At 52.6% G+C, this 16,806-nt stretch carries 17 protein-coding genes; 3 read left to right on the top strand and 14 right to left on the bottom strand.

Features of this window, described 5'->3' with window-relative positions; translation table 11 throughout:
* Positions 1 to 265: 265 nt before the first annotated feature.
* The 6 genes from AC4G46_RS04015 to AC4G46_RS03990 form a co-directional block, all read right to left on the bottom strand.
* The gene (locus tag AC4G46_RS04015; protein WP_491126800.1) at positions 266 to 2,068 is read right to left on the bottom strand and encodes an ABC transporter ATP-binding protein; all 1,803 of its coding nucleotides are present in this window, start codon (positions 2,066 to 2,068) and stop codon (positions 266 to 268) included.
* 13 nt (positions 2,069 to 2,081) lie between these two features.
* A complete protein-coding gene (locus AC4G46_RS04010; RefSeq protein WP_491126799.1) occupies positions 2,082 to 2,540 on the bottom strand; it encodes a lasso peptide biosynthesis B2 protein in 459 nt (152 codons plus the stop codon).
* On the bottom strand, positions 2,537 to 2,836 hold the full coding sequence (locus AC4G46_RS04005) for a lasso peptide biosynthesis PqqD family chaperone (protein ID WP_491126798.1): 300 nt from the start codon (positions 2,834 to 2,836) through the stop codon (positions 2,537 to 2,539). The genes AC4G46_RS04010 and AC4G46_RS04005 overlap by 4 nt, the downstream gene beginning before the upstream one ends.
* Before the next feature lie 2 nt (positions 2,837 to 2,838).
* Entirely contained in the window at positions 2,839 to 3,774 is a 936-nt protein-coding gene (locus tag AC4G46_RS04000) for an aldolase (RefSeq protein WP_491126797.1), read from the bottom strand.
* 92 nt (positions 3,775 to 3,866) lie between these two features.
* Positions 3,867 to 3,992, bottom strand: a complete 126-nt coding sequence (locus AC4G46_RS03995; RefSeq protein WP_039869839.1) for a paeninodin family lasso peptide — start codon at positions 3,990 to 3,992, stop codon at positions 3,867 to 3,869.
* Between the two features lie 28 nt (positions 3,993 to 4,020).
* On the bottom strand, positions 4,021 to 5,958 hold the full coding sequence (locus AC4G46_RS03990; protein ID WP_491126796.1) for an asparagine synthase-related protein: 1,938 nt from the start codon (positions 5,956 to 5,958) through the stop codon (positions 4,021 to 4,023).
* Positions 5,959 to 6,155: 197 nt separating this feature from the next.
* Between AC4G46_RS03990 and AC4G46_RS03985 the strand changes: the two genes are divergently transcribed.
* On the top strand, positions 6,156 to 6,740 hold the full coding sequence (locus tag AC4G46_RS03985; protein WP_491126795.1) for a GNAT family N-acetyltransferase: 585 nt from the start codon (positions 6,156 to 6,158) through the stop codon (positions 6,738 to 6,740).
* 38 nt (positions 6,741 to 6,778) lie between these two features.
* Positions 6,779 to 7,660, top strand: coding sequence for a GNAT family N-acetyltransferase (locus tag AC4G46_RS03980; protein ID WP_491126794.1), 882 nt, complete (start codon positions 6,779 to 6,781; stop codon positions 7,658 to 7,660).
* A 101-nt stretch (positions 7,661 to 7,761) separates the two neighbouring features.
* On the opposite strand, the gene tnpB is transcribed toward AC4G46_RS03980, so the two are convergent.
* From tnpB to AC4G46_RS03950, 6 genes are all read right to left on the bottom strand, one after another.
* On the bottom strand, positions 7,762 to 8,835 hold the full coding sequence (gene tnpB / locus AC4G46_RS03975) for an IS200/IS605 family element RNA-guided endonuclease TnpB (RefSeq protein WP_491126793.1): 1,074 nt from the start codon (positions 8,833 to 8,835) through the stop codon (positions 7,762 to 7,764).
* Positions 8,836 to 8,844: 9 nt separating this feature from the next.
* Positions 8,845 to 9,243 carry an IS200/IS605 family transposase gene (gene tnpA / locus AC4G46_RS03970; RefSeq protein WP_491126792.1) on the bottom strand — a complete coding sequence of 133 codons (399 nt, stop codon included), beginning with the start codon at positions 9,241 to 9,243 and terminating at the stop codon, positions 8,845 to 8,847.
* Positions 9,244 to 9,347: 104 nt separating this feature from the next.
* Positions 9,348 to 10,001, bottom strand: coding sequence for a M48 family metallopeptidase (locus AC4G46_RS03965; RefSeq protein ID WP_491126791.1), 654 nt, complete (start codon positions 9,999 to 10,001; stop codon positions 9,348 to 9,350).
* A 2-nt stretch (positions 10,002 to 10,003) separates the two neighbouring features.
* Entirely contained in the window at positions 10,004 to 11,530 is a 1,527-nt protein-coding gene (locus AC4G46_RS03960) for a serine hydrolase domain-containing protein (protein WP_491126790.1), read from the bottom strand.
* 68 nt (positions 11,531 to 11,598) lie between these two features.
* Positions 11,599 to 11,910: a DUF2628 domain-containing protein gene (locus AC4G46_RS03955; protein ID WP_221800557.1), complete on the bottom strand. Its 312-nt coding sequence runs from the start codon at positions 11,908 to 11,910 to the stop codon at positions 11,599 to 11,601.
* Between the two features lie 240 nt (positions 11,911 to 12,150).
* The gene (locus tag AC4G46_RS03950) at positions 12,151 to 13,047 is read right to left on the bottom strand and encodes an SDR family oxidoreductase (protein ID WP_491126789.1); all 897 of its coding nucleotides are present in this window, start codon (positions 13,045 to 13,047) and stop codon (positions 12,151 to 12,153) included.
* 131 nt (positions 13,048 to 13,178) lie between these two features.
* Between AC4G46_RS03950 and AC4G46_RS03945 the strand changes: the two genes are divergently transcribed.
* The gene (locus AC4G46_RS03945; RefSeq protein ID WP_491126788.1) at positions 13,179 to 13,307 is read left to right on the top strand and encodes a hypothetical protein; all 129 of its coding nucleotides are present in this window, start codon (positions 13,179 to 13,181) and stop codon (positions 13,305 to 13,307) included.
* Positions 13,308 to 13,396: 89 nt separating this feature from the next.
* On the opposite strand, the gene AC4G46_RS03940 is transcribed toward AC4G46_RS03945, so the two are convergent.
* Both AC4G46_RS03940 and AC4G46_RS03935 read right to left on the bottom strand, forming a co-directional pair.
* Positions 13,397 to 16,045: an FtsX-like permease family protein gene (locus tag AC4G46_RS03940; RefSeq protein WP_491126787.1), complete on the bottom strand. Its 2,649-nt coding sequence runs from the start codon at positions 16,043 to 16,045 to the stop codon at positions 13,397 to 13,399.
* Between the two features lie 13 nt (positions 16,046 to 16,058).
* Entirely contained in the window at positions 16,059 to 16,760 is a 702-nt protein-coding gene (locus AC4G46_RS03935) for an ABC transporter ATP-binding protein (protein WP_068728401.1), read from the bottom strand.
* Between the last annotated feature and the right edge of the window lie 46 nt (positions 16,761 to 16,806).

Here is a 16,806-nt window from a genome sequence, read left to right as displayed (position 1 = left end):
AATGCCTTTTTTCCAACTAATGTTTGTAAAAGCCGAAAAATACTAGAATTAAGTAGCAAAAATCCAACTAGGCATAAGCCGTCCCGTCCTATGGTTACTTCCGGGGCTTAGAGGACAACTCATCAGTCAGATTGCGGAAAGCTACCGTTAGCGTTAGCGTTACTGTTACTGTTAGATCAGATATACACTGAACTCAACAAAGCCCCAGCCTCTACGACGAGTAGAGACTGGGGCTTTGTTGATATACGTTCCTTCCGGATCACAGCTACATGGCCTCCTGGCTGCTGAGCAGCCGGCTGAACATACCGCCTGTTTCGGAGGCCAGCCTGCCATAGACGCCCTGCTGGATCACCCGGCCCTGGTCGATCACCAGGATCTGATCAGCCCCGCGGATGGTGGACAGGCGGTGGGCAATGACAATCAGCGTGACCGAATGCTTCAGCCGCTCCAGCGCCTCCTGGATCTTCTGCTCGTTCTCGGTATCGAGCGCGCTTGTCGCTTCGTCCAGCACCAGAATCGACGGCTTGCGGATAATAGCCCGGGCCAGCACCAGCCGCTGCCGCTCCCCGCCGGACAGGCGGATGCCGCGGTCGCCGATCAGCGTATCCAGCCCTTCAGGCAGCCTGCGCACGAACTCGGCTGAGGAGGCGAACTCCAGCGCTTCCCATAGCTCCTCTTCACTGGCATCCGGCTTGATCATCGTCAGATTATCGCGGATCGTAGCGTTATAGAGAAACGGGTCCTGGGCTACATAGCCGATAGAGCGGCGGTAGGACAGCAGCCTGTCTCCCGTAATCGGTGCGCCATCAGCCAGAATATCCCCGGACTCAGGCTGCATCAGACCCATAAGCAGGTCAACGAGTGTACTTTTGCCTGCACCGGAGCGCCCGACAATGGCCGTCATGCGGTTAGCAGGAATGGTAACATTCACTGCCTGCATCGAATATTCAGGCTTCTGCGGATCATAACGAAAATGGACATCACGCGCTTCCAGGCCTTCCTTGAGCACCATTGGTGCAGGCGCCTTCCCGCTTCCTGCTGCAGGGCCCTCTTCAGCAGCCTGCAGGCATTCCTCTTCCATTTCCTTAAGCTGCTTAAAGGAGGGCAGGACAGAAGCAAGCTGTTCCATCAAGGACTGCAAAGAGGAAAAGGTCGGCCACAGTCTGGCAAACACCAGTATGACCAGCAGCAGATTCGGCCCTTCCACATGAAGGAACCGGAATGAAACGAAGATAAAGAGGGCTATCAGCAGCGTCGAGGACATTTTGTAGAGCAGCTGGGAGTTTGAGCGCAGACGGGTATACTCCAGCTGTTCATTCTTCACCTCACCAGTAAATCCGTGCAGCCATTCCAGCCGCGACTGCTCCAGATTATTGCTCTTGATGTCCTTGATCCCGTTCAGCTGGTCGGTAATACCGGCAAGGTATGTTTTGCCGAGCTGGGTGCTGCGGCTGCCCAGTTTTTTGGCTTTGCGGATAAATCTGCGCGAGAACAAAGACAGCAGGACGGCACAGACAATGACAGCGAGTGTCATCTGCGGCGACAGCCAGAAGGCAAAAGCAATCTGCACCAGCGTGAACAGCAGCGAGGTCAGAAACTGCAGGAAGCAGCTGATGCCTGCAAGCACCCGGGCGATTTCTGTAGTCATGAGGTTAACTAGGTCTGAGGTTCTTTTTTTCAGGAAAAAAGACCACTCTGCCCGCAGCAGGGCACTGTATACTTCATATCGCAGCTGCCGGCCGTATGTCTGCTGAATCTCCACATTGCGGACCGCCACAAAGCGCGCAATCAGATTCTGGCAGAGCACAATGCCGATATAGGAACCCAGCACCAGCATAAGCGCCGTTGTCTGCGGCAGCTCTGATATAAAGCCGAGCATAGGGAGATTAAAGGCGGCTCCCGCTCCTGCCCCGCCTAGCTGCAGGCCGGCCATCCCGAGCATCGGCACCAGCAGCAGAATGGCCGAGCTCTCCAGCAGACCGCTGATGACCATGCCGAGCAGATTCAAATACAGCTTGACTCCGGACAGCTGCTGAAGCTGCCGGACATAATAGATAATAGCTTGCATGATCCCACCTCGATTACTCGGCTTGTATCACCTTGGCAAATTTCTCGACCACTACAAATCCCTGCATCGCGTCATCACCGGACACATAATACGGTCCGCTGCGCAGCCAGGCATGGGCAATCATCTGCCCCTGCTTATCCCTGGCAACTCCCATATACAGAGTACTCTCGATTCCGCGCTTCTCGAGCATGTTCAGAGCGGCAACGGCTCTCACCATGCAGGTGCTTTTCCAGGGGGTGAGCTTGCTGCCGCCCCTGATCGCCCGGGTAACCTGCTCAATGCTGGGCACATCGGCAGCCTTAACTTCAGCCGCCGTTTCCTGAGACTTCAGGCCAAGCTGCGGTGCCGTTCTGGCAAAAGGAAACAGGAGGCGGATTCTTGCCAGAAACAGGCGCCATAGCGCTTCGGGAAGAAGGGCCAGAACAGCCCGGTCCTGGATAATCAGCCGCTGCAGCCTCCGGATGCCCGTCATGATGCAGAATCGATGGCAATCAGATCCTCAGCCAGCAGGCTGTGCACAAATTCGAGGACATCCCGCTCTGCAGTCTCGGCTGGAACATCGAAAGTCTGCTGAATAATCTCCACGATCCGGCTTACCGGTGCAGGCTGCGCTATCGCCGACCAGATTTCTCCGCCAACCTCGCCCAGATTGTAATACTTGCCGTTCTGGATATTGAGCATCACCTTCTCGCCGTCCATGTCGCTTGCGATATTCCCCGGCCGCTGGACAAGCACCGTTTCAAGGGACAACACGTTTGCAGTACTCATTATTAACCCTCCTCTGTCATTGGTTGGATCGTGTCGTAGATCAGCTTACTCTGCTGCGGGGCGCTGAACCCCTGCTGCGGCCGGGTAATCCGGTAGATCGGCAGCCGGTTCATAAAGGAGGCTAACATGCCGAAATGCCATTCCCGGATGCCGGTCCGGTCAATCATCGCCTTCTGATAGGTGTGATTGAATAACGTGTGGAACCTTTCCATTCCGTTAACCGGCTGCACGGTTACAGGCCCGTTCTCTTCAGATACCGCCAGCTCGAATATGCCGGCAAGCGGCAGCGGTTCCTTTTGAAAACGGTCGTGCACCGGAACAGCAAATTTAGTCTCCCGCTCAAACAGCGGGCGGTAGCCGGACGAATTCATTCCCATATAGTCCAGACTCTGCTGCCACAGCTTCTGCTGGGGATAGCCTGGAACTGCAAGCGGCTTGCCATCCTGCACTATAACGGGAATAACGTCGTCACTGAGCATGAGATGACCCTGCTCCATCAAATAAGAGGCAAGCGTCGATTTACCCGCTCCGGATTGTCCGACAAGTGCATAAGCCCGGTTATTCAGGACAAGCGCACTTCCATGCAGCGGCAAAATCTGTTTCTGCATAAGCAGAACGCCCATGCAGCTCCCCAGAATGTACAGGCGGACACTGTCCATATTGGCTCCGGCTACCGGATCAACCGTAATCCGGATTCCATCCTGGACGGAATAGACCGCCCTGCCCTTCACCTCGAACATAACCTCTCTTTCCAGAACGCCGACACTCGGGGTAATCTTGGGAATGGCTTCCCAGCGCTCTGCAAGCTCTCCCCGGATGACTGCCACGCTGCCGTTTAATCCCGGCCCATCTGCCAATGGAAGCTCCGGTAAAGGAAATTCGCTGAAAATCTGCAGGCCGAAAGCTTGATACGCCAGACCTTGGGCTATACTTGCCATACCCGTTCCTCCCCTGCCTAAATATGATGGAAATAGCCCTTATCCCCCTCCAGCAAGCTCAGGGGGATGAGGGCTCCTCGTACCAAATGCTCTTAGGAGTGATGTACGATCTCATCCGGATCACTTTGGAAGGAGTCGGCGATTGCCAGTCCCGGTCCAGCCATAGTCATCTTAACGTCGAGTACTTCCAAAGCAGGCTTGCTGTATTCCTTTTTCATGTATGTCACCCCCTTTCAAGCGATTTCCTCATGACAGGCGCTTCAGGAACCTGTAAAAGACAAGTCCGCGTGCCAGCAGGCGAAAATCTGTATTAAAAATCAGATGAGGTTCGGGCTCACTACCCAGCCGGTCCAAGCATCCGGCGAGCCCCGAGCTATTCAGATATACCGCAGCCTGCGGATCACGGGTCATCTCCCGCAGCTCACCGAGAAAAGCACCCCATTCCGGCAGCATCCGCTGGATGCCGTCTGCCCCCTGCACCCCGCGCCGTTTGCGGTTGAGCCGGACATTGTCGGGCAGGCGCCCGGCCATTGCGCGGCGGATCAGCGAACGGTCCACCCCTTTCTGGACATACTGCTCCTCGGGAACGGAGAGGCAGAACCGGATCACACGCAGGTCATTCGTCGGGTCACGGTCCCATACCCGGTATTTCAGCGACAGCTTCGTAGCCACCGTACCGTTAACGTTCCAGATGTGCGGCTGCTCAAAATGTCTTTTGCGGAAATCATATATGCTCTGTGCGGAAGGGTCGCCGGCTATGTTCAACCGCTCCAGCCGTTCATACACCTCTGTGCGTTTGGCAAATCCGGGGTCAATCAGCTCAGGCAGCTCATCCTGGCTCTGTCTGCGGGACAGCAGGCTGCGTATTTCAGGGAAGGCCTTCCTGCCTACGATCTTCATAACCAGTCTGCGGTTCGCCTGCATGGACTCGTTATAGCCCTTGTTCTCCCGGTAGAAGGAGAGCCAGCGGAATTCCCGGAGCAGCTTGGCCTGATAGTCCAGGGCAGGTCCCCAGGAGACACTCCAGTTCCCTCTCTGTCCGCTGAGCAGGATACCGATATCCTGCTGCTGGGCCTGCTCGTAGATTCCTTTCAGCCAATAAGAATTCTCAATAAATTTATAGGGCATTTCCATAATGCCCAGCCAATCCTCGATATCGTTATAGGAGTTACGTTCAGGAAAATTCAGCAGGCGCGGCTGAATATTCCCCACATAATCTATCGTTTCCTGAATAAAGGGGCGTTCATCGGCAACCCGGTTACCAAGCTTGAAGCCGGTAAAGCCGTCTACCGGATAAGAGCTGAAGGTATAGAGCGGCTGGCCGCGGCGGCGCAGCTCCTCCGCTGCAAAACTGACGACAGAACCGGAATCCAGCCCTCCGCTCAGGTTAGCACCCGCTGCACGGTAGGTGCGGAGCCTATCCTTCACCGCCCGTCCAAACACTTCCCGGAATGCTTCCTCGTACTCCCAGTTGGAGCCAAGCCGCAGCTCCGGGGGAGCCTGGATTGTTAAGTAGCGGGAGAAGACAATATTCCCGCCGGTTATGGAGACCGAGTGAGCGGGAGGAAGCTGTCCGACCGAGTCATATACGGTTAAGAAACAGTCCGCAGCATCCACTCTGTCCTGTATGGCCAGAAATTCGGCCACCCATTGTTCATTCAGCCCGTGTCCTGCACCCGGCAGCGACAAAAGCGGATGAATGACCGTACAGAAAGCGAAATAGGTTCCGGACTGATGAAAATAAAGGGTACGGTTGCCGGAGAAATCTCTTGCTCCGAACAGCTTATGCTGCCGCTCATCCCAGATCATGAAGGCAAAATCGCCTACCAGATGCACAGGTGCTGCTTCCCCCCACTTTTCATAGGCAAGCAGGATCAGCAGGCTGTCAGGAATGGCCTCCCGGTCTATGCCCGGGACATTTAATACATCAAACAGTTCATTTCTATTGTCAATGATCGCATCGGCCGTAATGGCGAGCTTCCGCTCCGGATCATAGTATGGCAGCTGCTCATTTACAGATTGCGGTGTGATCCACTGTGACCGGCATCCGAGAAAGACATCCCGGTTCTGCCAGCCTCTCGCATCGTCAGCCGGGTAACGGTTAAGCTGCTTCATCAGGCTTGTGCCCAGTTCAGGGTCCAGACTATGCTGCTGCAGATGATAGATACCAGCGATCGCACTCATAGGAAAGCCTCCACTTAGGAACTTCTTTGCGGGTTCGTAATAAAGAACATTTCTTATATATAAGATACCGTTCCGCCTAAAGATTGTGAATTACACGAAGGAGGAAACTTTATTACTCTTAAGATAGCGTTCTTAGTATACTTAGGTGGTATATAGTTAGGAAAAAATTCCTATAAGAACCTGCAGGAGGCGGTAGTATGGAAAAACATCCGGTAGAGCCCATCCTTCTCGATATTCCCGAGCATTTCGAAAGCAGACGCCTGCTGATCCGTCCGGCATTATGGGGAGATGGTGCAGCGGTAAATGAAGCGGTACGCGAGAGCCTGAAGGAGCTCCGTCCATGGATGCCATGGGCAGACAGCCTTCCTACCCCCGAACAGTCCGAGGCGAGCATCCGCAGATCCCGGCTGGAGTTCCTGGAGCGCAATGATATGCGCCTGCTTCTGTTCCAGAAGGGTACAGGAACGCTCGTCGGCAGCAGCGGCCTGCACCGGATTGACTGGCAGACCCGGAAATTCGAAATCGGCTACTGGGTACGAACCTCATACGGCAGGCAGGGATATATTACGGAAGCCGTACAGGCGATTACAGACTACGCGGTTCAGGAGCTGCAGGCGAACCGGATTGAGATCCGCTGCGACTCTCGCAATGTGCAAAGCGCCCGGGTGGCTGAACGCTGCGGCTTCACGCTCGAAGGCATTCTCCGCAATGATAAATGCGATATGGAGGGCCTCCTGCGGGATACGATGATTTTTTCCAGGGTACGGGGTGTGGAATATTAGGTATATTAATAGAAGGGATTTTTTGGGAGGGATTGATTATGTACAATCTGCAATTCGTTACAGATTACAAAAAAGAGGAACAACTTCGGACCAGCTTCTTCGCGCTTGCTGCAGACACCTTCGGCTTGGAGCTGGAGAACTGGTATCAAGAGGGGTTCTGGGACGGGCGGTACATCCCTTTTTCCTATGCGGACGGAGATCGGATTGTTGCGAATGTATCGGTAAACCTGCTCGATCTTGTCATCGGCGGAACCACGGTACAAGCCGTTCAGCTTGGCACAGTGATGACCCATCCCGATTACCGCAGGCAAGGCTTGTCCGCAGCATTGATGGAGAAGGTGCTGGAGGAGTACGGGAGCGGCTGTGAGCTGATGTATCTGTTTGCCAATGACAGCGTGCTCGATTTTTATCCGCGCTTTGGCTTCCGGCCGGCCGGGGAGCAGCTTTTCTCCGCCATGTACAAGCCCTCCCTGCCTGCCACAGAGCACACGGTTATTCGCAAGCTGGATATAAGCTGCCGGGAGGATCTGGCGATCATTCATTCTTTTGCCGGTGAGCGCCTGCCGGTGTCGCAGCGTTTCGGGACGGCGGGAGCGCCGGGACTGCTGATGTTTTATTGTCTGAATGTGTTCGGCGAGGATCTCTGGTATCTGGAGGAGGATGAGGTGATCGCAATTTGCCGGCAGGAGGGCCAGGAGCTGCATCTTTTTGATGTGATCAGCCGCCGGGAGCCTGATATTCACTCCATATTGTCCAAGCTTGCGGATAGCGGCACTTCACAAATTGTCTTCCACTACATGCCTGATTACAGCGACCTTGACATTAGCAGCGCCCCTTATGACGGCGGCTTATTCGTAAAGACAAGCAACTGGTTTGCTTTTCCCGAGGGCATAAAACATCCTGCTACTTCTATTGCGTGAACTACACACCACCTAAGAGGTGGGTGCTTCTTGGTCAATAGAGCTAACGCTCTAAGTTTACCCAAGCTCATAGGCTAGTTCCTAGCCCAATCTTTGCAATATTACATTGCTAATTTAAGTAAGTTTTTTGCTGCGTTTACATCTCTATCATGTAGTGTAGTGCATACAGGACAAGCCCATTGACGTACACTCAGATTCTTCACCTCTGCATTTTTGTAACCGCAGCATGAACATAGCTGACTGCTTGCAAAGTTTTTTGGAGCAATGATTAACTCTCTACTGTACCATGTCGCTTTGTAGGCGAGCATTTCTCTGAACATACTCCAAGAGACTTCGGATATAGCTTTAGCCAACTTGTGATTTTGCATCATGTTCTTTACACGCAAATCTTCCATCACGATCACTTGGTTATCGTTGATCATTTGGGTGGACAGTTTGTGCAAAAAATCTTTACGCTGATTCGCTATTTTTTCATGCAGCTTGGCGACCTTCAGACTGGATTTATTTCGGTTATGACTCCCTTTCTTCTTGCGAGATAAGTCCTTTTGCAATTTGGCTAATCGTTTTTCAGACTTACGCAAGTATTTAGGATTAGGTATGACTTCGCCATGTGAAGTAATCGCAAAGTCTTTCAGTCCAAGATCAACACCCATCTTAGTATCTAATTTGAGCAAGGGGAGGATATCCGTTTCCACCAATACGGCAGTATAATATTTTCCTGTTGGTGTTTTGGAAATCGTACATGACTTAATAAGACCCACAAATTGACGGTGCAACTTGATTTTTATTTTAGTTTTCAGTTTTGGAATTTTGATGGTTCCATTTTCAATCCCAATGGTTCCATTTTGATTATTAGTTGTGAAGCTGTGGTTATTTGTTTTCTTACTCTTGAATTTAGGGAATCCCACTTTCTTATTGCGGAAGAAGTTCTTATAAGCCTTGTCCAAATTAAGCTGGGCATTAGCTAAAGCAAGGCTATCCACTTCTTTCAGCCATTCAAAATCCTTTTTGTATTGGGCTGGTGTATTTTTAAGCATGGTTCCCGTTTGTTTGTAATGCTCCATTTTATCTGCAAGCATTCTATTGTATATGAAGCGAACGCATCCGAATACGTTAGCGAAGTACTGCTCTTGTTCGTGGGTAGGATAGATTCGATATTTGTAAGCTCTTAACACATGCCCACCTCATTTCTGACCTTGTGACTCAATATACTTTCTGATGACATCAATCGGTGCTGCGCCAGTCGTTATTAAGCAGTAGCTTCTTGACCAAAAATATTCTTTCCATAATTGTTTACGAATAATAGGGAATTCTTTCTTAATTAGTCGAGAGGAAGCGCTTTTGTAAGCATTCAGAAACTTGGAAATATCGCTATTGGGGTGAGCTTTCATAAGAATGTGAACATGATCCTTATCATGATTCCATTCCTGCAAAGTAATATTGTAATTCATCTGGATAGATTCAAATATCACTTTTAACCGATCAGATATTTCATCGTCTATTACTTTTCTACGGTACTTTACAACTAGAACAAGGTGATAATGAAGGGAGAATACTGAATGATTATTTGTGTCCAATTCCATTGATATCACAACCCATTTTTTTATACGACTGAATAATTTAATTGTAATATTATAGGTTATAGTTGTCAATGAGAAAGACCGCTGAATATCAGCAAACTGTTAATTTATAACGTCATAAACCCGCCAAAACGGGCCAGGAATTCTTCTTTATCTTTATAGTCCGGCATAATACTGCCAAGCCGCCGCCAGAACGACCGGTCATGGTTCATATGCAGCAGATGGCACAGCTCATGAATGATCACATAATCAATCACCTCAGGCGGGGCCATGGCCAGCCGGTAGTTGAAGGTCAGCTTCTTGTCCGCGCTGCAGCTCCCCCATTTGGTACGGGACTCCACGATCTCGAACGATTTCGGCTTTACCTTCAGCTGGTTCTGGTACTGCGGCATACGCTCGGCGATCACTTTTTTCAGACTGTTAAAATAGAACTTTTTAAGCTCCAGCTTCAGCGTCTCCGCATCCTGCTCACCGGTTGCAATCAGCTTATGCAGCGGGTATTCCTTACCCAGGTAAAGGAAACTCCCCTCCTCCTGGTACTCCTTCGGCTGCGGAACCTGCCTGGCTGCCTCCAGGCCGCGCAGCTTCTCTGTAATCCAGGCACTGTGGCCCTGAACCGCATGGAGGATCACCTCATCAGCCGTCCCCTTTGGCGCCTTCACATTGAGCCGGCCGGCCCCGTCTATTTGCAGGGATATTTTCTTCCGTTTGCTGTACTGGATGTTCAGCGTCAGGGTCTGGTCTCCGATTTGAATCTGCATGCTTAACCTCTTTTATCGTATAAATCAGCTGTAAGGCTGTCTGGGTTAACTATAGCATGTTTTAGGGGAGATGCGCTTGCTGCTGTGAGGATGCCGGTTGTGCTGTATTCCGCAATGTTCAGGGAGACGTTCATTTGAAAGGTAAGCTGAATGGCCGCTGGCCGGAATTCCATGATGTAGGTAACAATGTAAGGCGTCTCGGGGTAGATCAGGGTCAGTTTTAAGCTGTTCCGGTCCTGCCAAGCTATTGTAGTAACAACCTCCTGCTGATGCAAAGCCAGATCCTTGCAGAATACCCCCCGGGTGCTGAGTGTCTGGCCAAAACGGAACGGCAGCACGCCATCCCGTGCATCCCCGTAAACCATTTGCAGCGTCAGCTGCTCCTCCCGCATATCCAGTGCGATCACCTTCAATCCGTGCGGATTGTCTGCCAGGCGGTACACTGCAGGCTTTAGTCCGGGTCTGCTTTCGGCCGGGAGTGCGGAGGGGAGCAGCATGGCCGGATGAGTCCGGCTGAATATGAATCTCTCATTTGCATTGATCTCAAGTGAGTTATCCGCTTCTGGCTGATCCAGGCGGTCAAAAAGCTGTTCAAAGATAAGATCCAGCAGCGTCTGCAGCTGCTGCATACCGGGAAAAGCGGACGTTGCCGCGATCACGATATTCTCCCGCGGTGCCACTAAGAGCAGCTGACCAAAGGAGCCGTCTCCTCTGAAGCAACCTCTCCGGCATAAATGAAACTGGTAGCCGTAGCCCTGGGCGGAATCAATCCGTCCTGCCTTGGCAGACGGCCGGTTATCGCTTTGCTCACTGGCAGCGAGCGCCAGATAACGCTCTGACACGATTCTTCTGCCTGCGTATTCCCCTTTGTTCAGCAGCAGCTGACCAAGCTTGGCTATGCTCTCGGTAGACAGGCTAAGTCCCATTCCTCCTGCGGTAATGCCGAGCGGGCAAGTCTCCCAGACCGGCTGGGGAATGCCAAGCGGCTCAAACAGCCGCGGCATCAGAAAATCAACCAGCTTCTCTCCGGTAACCTGTTCAATAATGGCCGCCAGCATGTATGTACAGTGTGTGCTGTATACATAATGGCTGCCCGGCTCATACGCGACCTTCTGGGCAAGGAACGCCTGCACCCAGTCCTCCTCTCGCGCAACAGCGCCATATATGTTATCCCCGTGCCCCGCATTCATGGACAACAGGTGATGCACCGTCATCCGGGCCAGGTTGGCAGAAATGGTGTCAGGAAGCTTGTTAGTGAAAAAGGAGATGACCGTGTCCGTAAGCTTCAGGAGTCCTTCATCTATGGCGATGCCCGCCGCGATGGAGGTCACACTTTTGCTCAACGAATACAGCAGCTGCGGCTGGTCCACCCGATAGGGCGTCCGTGCAAACTCCGCCGTGACTGCACCGTCCTGCAGCAGCATGAAGGTGTTGACGGCGAGTCCGGATTGCTGGATGCGGGAGAAGAAGTCAGTTAATACGCTGGGGGTCAGGCGGGGTTTGCCGGGCAGAGCTTGTGATGCAAACATATTGACGCCTCTTTCCGGTGATAAAAAAATCCCCTTTAACATAAAGGGGATTTAAGAATTAGTATGTATTACGCCGCAGAGATGATTCCGTTGCCTCTCAATGCAGAATGGGCCTGTTCATCGGCTGGACGGTAGCCTTTGTCTAACAGATCTTTGATGTAAATTTTGTTATATACGAATGAAAAAATGATGCCGGGAATCCATGCGCCGATTCCAAAAGTGAATATCCCAACGGCTACAGCAGTAATACACATAATCGCTGCCCATTTCAAATCACCTCTGAAGAGTGCCGGGAAAAACCCGAAGAAAAACGTAGTCCAACTAAATCCAACCTTAACTTCCTTTACTACTCCAGCCCCATTTTTCAACCTTACACGCATGACGAAAGTCCCCCTCATTGGCAATTAACACCAATCATATTACATTATATGACAAGATAAAAACAACCAAAATGTTAACAGACGACAAATTTCTTTCAGAATTATGACAAAATTCTATATTTTCGCAGCAAGCCATAATTCAGACATAAAAAAACCTCCGTTAAAACCCTGACTAAGTCAGAGTTTCAGCCGGAGGCTGGGTTTGTAAGCTATGATGAAAATGGCGTTATAATAACATTCTTAAGGCGTAGGCATACCGCCGTTCGCATTCAGCGTCTCACCGCTGACATAGCTGGATTCCTGGCTGGCCAGGAACACGTACGCTGGTGCCATTTCGGCCGGCTGTCCCGGACGGGCAAGCGGTGTCTTAGCACCGAAGTCCTTCAGCGCTTCTACCGGCTGGCCGCCGCTGATCTGCAGTGGAGTCCAGACTGGGCCAGGTGCTACTACGTTTACACGGATACCCTTTTCAGCAACCTGCTGGGCAAGTGATTTACTGAAGGTGTTAATCGCCGACTTGGTCGTCGCATAATCCAGCAGAATCGGTGCTGGCGTATAAGCCTGAATCGAAGAGGTATTAATGATCGTGCTGCCCGGCTTCATATGCTTGATAGCCGCTTTACACAGCCAGAACAGCGAGTATACATTTGTCTTGAAGGTGGCATCAAATTGCTCCGTCGTCAGATCGGCGATATCGGTCACGTACTGCTGCATGCCCGCGATATTCGCCAGAATATCAATGCCGCCAAGCTCTTTGACCGCAGCTTCAATAAGCTGCTCACAGTACTGCTCGTCCTTGAGATCACCCGGCATGGCTACCGCCTTACGCCCGGCTTCTTCAACGAGCTTAACGACCTCCCGCGCATCGGCCTCCTCTTCCGGCATATAGGCAAGGACAACGTCAGCCCCTTCCCGGGCAAAAGCAATCGCCGTCGCCCGGCCGATCCCGCTGTCCGCTCCGGTAACCACCGCCTTGCGTCCGGTCAGCCGTCCGCTGCCTTTATAAGTCTGCGCACCGTCATCCGGCTTCGGGTACATCTCCGTTTCCAGACCCGGTGCAGGCTGCTGCTGCTCGAATTCCTCTGTGGCCTTCTGATATTGTGTGGTAGGGTCTTGAACCGTAAATTGATCGCTCATCGTACATTCCTCCTCTGTGATTTCCACTCGTTGGTGACTAGGGCTATACAATTACTAAATCCTTCGACTCTTTCTATGTAACCGCGATGGTTCTAATCTAAACTAAAGTTGATTCCCAGAATGTTCAAAGCGTGGATGTAAACGAACAAAATCCCCGGGCGCTCGGCTTTTATGAGCATATGGGTTTCTATGTGGTTGAACGGTCTCCGCTTGATGAGCAGGGCAACCCGTTTCCGATTCTGCATATGAAATTGGGGTAGCCCTGCCATAGTAATTCCGCACCGCGCGCCGGGAGGCGCACGTATAAAGACCCTCCCGGCTTCCCGGAAGGGTCTTAATCATTAACAAGCTATTCTACCGACTTCAGCGCCTCGATCATATGAATACGTTTGAGCTTGATATGCATGAAGGCCATGACGATGCCCGAGAACAGCATGGTGAGTACCGCCGCATAAATGTAACTCGGCCACTCAATGACTGGAGCGAACATCGTCGCATCCAGCTCGGCCGTCTGCAGGACGAAGCTGTGCAGCACGATGCCAAGGCCTGAACCGGCGGCAATGCCGAGCAGGGTCAGAATAATATTTTCCCTGTAAATGTACATCGTCACTTCATTATCGTAGAAGCCCAGCACCTTGATCGTCGACAGCTCGCGGATCCGCTCGGACACATTGATGTTGGTCAGATTATAAAGTACGACAAAGGCTAGCGCCGCAGCGGACACAATCAGCACCAGGGTGACAACGTCCATGCTTTTCATCGTATCGTCAAAAGCAGTACCGACGCTGCTGGAGAAGCTGACTGCGGCTACGCGTGCACTTGCGGTCAGCTTTTCACCGAACTGGTCCTCCCAGGCACTGTCCGGGGCATTATAGTTCAGCAAAGAGGTGTTGAACACCGGCTCTTTCCCGAATACGGAAGCATAATACGCAGGGGTCATATAGGCATAGTGAAGCACATAATTTTCTGTGATTCCCGTAATTAGAAGCTCGAACGGCTCATTTTTGCTGTCCGCCAGGGTCAGGGTATCTCCCGCTTTAAGACCGTACAGCTTGGCCAGCTTCTCCGAGATGATAACTCCTTCATCTGTAAGCTTCCTTGCTTCGCCGGTGCTGCGATCCTGCAGCGATACATACTCGGACAGCGAATCCGCTGCTTCCGGCACAAACAGATTCACATCCTGGTCGTTAACACCGCTGGCCCGCGCGGTCATCGTCTCCTGCGCAACATCCAGTGTACCGGTAATAGCGGTTTCGCTGCTGATCAGCTGCTCATAGGACTGCTGCTCTTCTGCCGGAGCATCGGTATGCAGCGCTACCAGCGCATCGTATTTCATAATGACGCCGAACTGCTTCGGCGCGATGCTGCCGATCGAATCCTTGAGACCGAAGCCGGTCAGAATCAGCGCTGTACAGCCGGCCACACCGAATACCGTCATGAACATCCGCTGCTTGTAGCGGAACAGATTGCGGGCCGTAACCTTCTGGACAAAGCTCAGACGTCTCCAGATAAAGGTTAAGCGCTCCAGAAAAATCCGCTGTCCGCTCTTGGGCGCCTTGGGCCGCATCAGCACGGCAGCATTGCCGCGCAGCTCCACCCGTGCAGCGAACCAGGCCGTAAGTGTGGTGCAGACCAGGGCCACTATAATGGAAATGATTGAAAATGAAGGATAGAAGCTCTTGATCAGATCCGGCAGATTGTAAAGTGAGCTGTAGGCATCAAAAATAATGGCCGGCAGCAGCGTGAACCCTACAGCTAGACCAACAGCCGATCCCGCCAGACTGGCAAGCGTGCCGTACACCAGGAACTTGGCCATAATATCACGGTTGCCATAGCCAAGCGCCTTCAGTGTCCCGATCTGCAGCCGGTGCTCCTCAACCATCCGCGTCATGGTTGTCAGGCTGACCAGCGCCGCAATCAGGAAAAAGAACACCGGAAACACGCTGGCAATCGCCGACAGCCGGTCGGCATTGTCTTTGTATTCGGCATATCCCGGATTCGCATTCCGGTCCGTGACATAAATCTTCGGCAGCGTAAGCGCCGCCAGCTGCTGTTCCCCTTCAGCCAGCTTCGCTCTGGCTGCTTCTAACTGCTCAGCAGCCTCGCTGCCGGCTCCCGCCTGGGCTTGCCGCTGCTCTTCCGTCAGCTGACCGGCCGCCTGCGCGAGCTGCTGCTCGGCGGCTTCCAGCTCCGCGCGGCCCTTGGCGAGCTCCGCCTTCCCTTCTGCCCGCAGCTCGGAGAGCCGCGCTTCCGGCACGCCTGCCATCGCCTGCTCCACTGCCTCCGTGTGCTGCTCCAGCAGCGTTTCATACTCCGCACTGTAAGCTTCGGTCCCGGCAGTATCCTTAAAAGACAGGTACGCTTCCGTATAGACCGGCAGCTTGAAATCCGCCTCGGCAATGACAGCGAACGCATCTGTCGTGCCTTTGCCGATCGTGCTGGTGCCGCGGTTGTTTTTCTCAATGAACTGGGGACTGCGTACGAAGCCAACCACCGTATACTCCAGTGTTCCGAAGCTTTCAGACAGATCCGCATCCGTACCGTTTCCGCTGAACGTAATCTTGTCGCCAAGGGCATACTCTCCGCCCAGCAGATCATCCAGCACAATCTCCCCCGATTGCTCCGGCAGACGGCCGTCCATCAGGCGGTACTGGTTAAGCGCCTGCTCCGGATTGTAGGACAAGACCTTCAGAATTACGCCGTTATCTCCCGCGAAGACATCCGCGCTGTAGCCCGGCTGCAGCTCATCGACCCCCGGCACATCCTTCAGCAGCGTAAGCTCATCTTCTGTCAGGCCAAGCGTGCTCTGCACCTTCAGATCCATCAGCCGCTTTTCCTTGAAAAAGGTGCCTGCGGTATCCAGCATATCCGGCCCGGCCGCCTTAATCCCGGAGAAGAAGCAGACGCCCAGCATAATAATCGCAAAAATCGAAATAAAGCGGGCCTTGGTATGCCCGATCTCCCGAAAAATATCCTTCCATAACGCCTGTTTCTTCATCGCTGCCCGCTCCTTACCATTCGATATCGTCAACGGATACCGGGGAAGGATTAACAACCATTTTCCGCACCTTGGCGTTATTGATCTCAATCACCCGGTCCGCCATCGGCGCAATCGCCAGATTATGCGTTATGACGATTACGGTTGTTCCGGTATTCCGGCAGGTATCCTGCAGAAGCTTCAGCACCTGCTTGCCGGTATTATAATCCAGCGCGCCTGTAGGCTCGTCGCAGAGCAGCAGCTTCGGCTGCTTGGCCAGTGCCCGGGCAATCGCGACGCGCTGCTGCTCCCCGCCGGACAGCTGGGCCGGGAAATTGTTCAGCCGCTCCCCGAGTCCGACATCCTCCAGCACTTTGCGCGCATCCAGTGCACGCGGGGAAATCTGCGAGGCCAGCTCGACATTTTCCAGTGTGGTCAGGTTAGGCACCAGATTGTAGAACTGGAACACGAAGCCCACATCATTGCGCCGGTAGCCGGTCAGCTCCTTACTGTTAAATTTGGCGATGTCCGTACCATCCACAATGACCTGGCCTTCGTCGGCCGAATCCATCCCGCCCAGAATATTAAGCACCGTCGATTTGCCTGCACCGCTGGGACCGACAATGACCGCAAATTCACCTTTATTAATTTCAAAATCGATTCCATCGTTGGCGACAATCGTCGTCTCACCCATTTTGTAGCGCTTGTATTCATTCTTCACCGCAACAAAGCTCATTCCTCATCCTCCTGTTTCTGTCTATGCGGGGCATATACATTCCAGT

Source organism: Paenibacillus sp. fava2, from assembly GCF_058313675.1.
The sequence above is the reverse complement of the archived record's forward strand: the minus strand, read 5'-3'. Positions and strand labels throughout refer to the sequence as shown.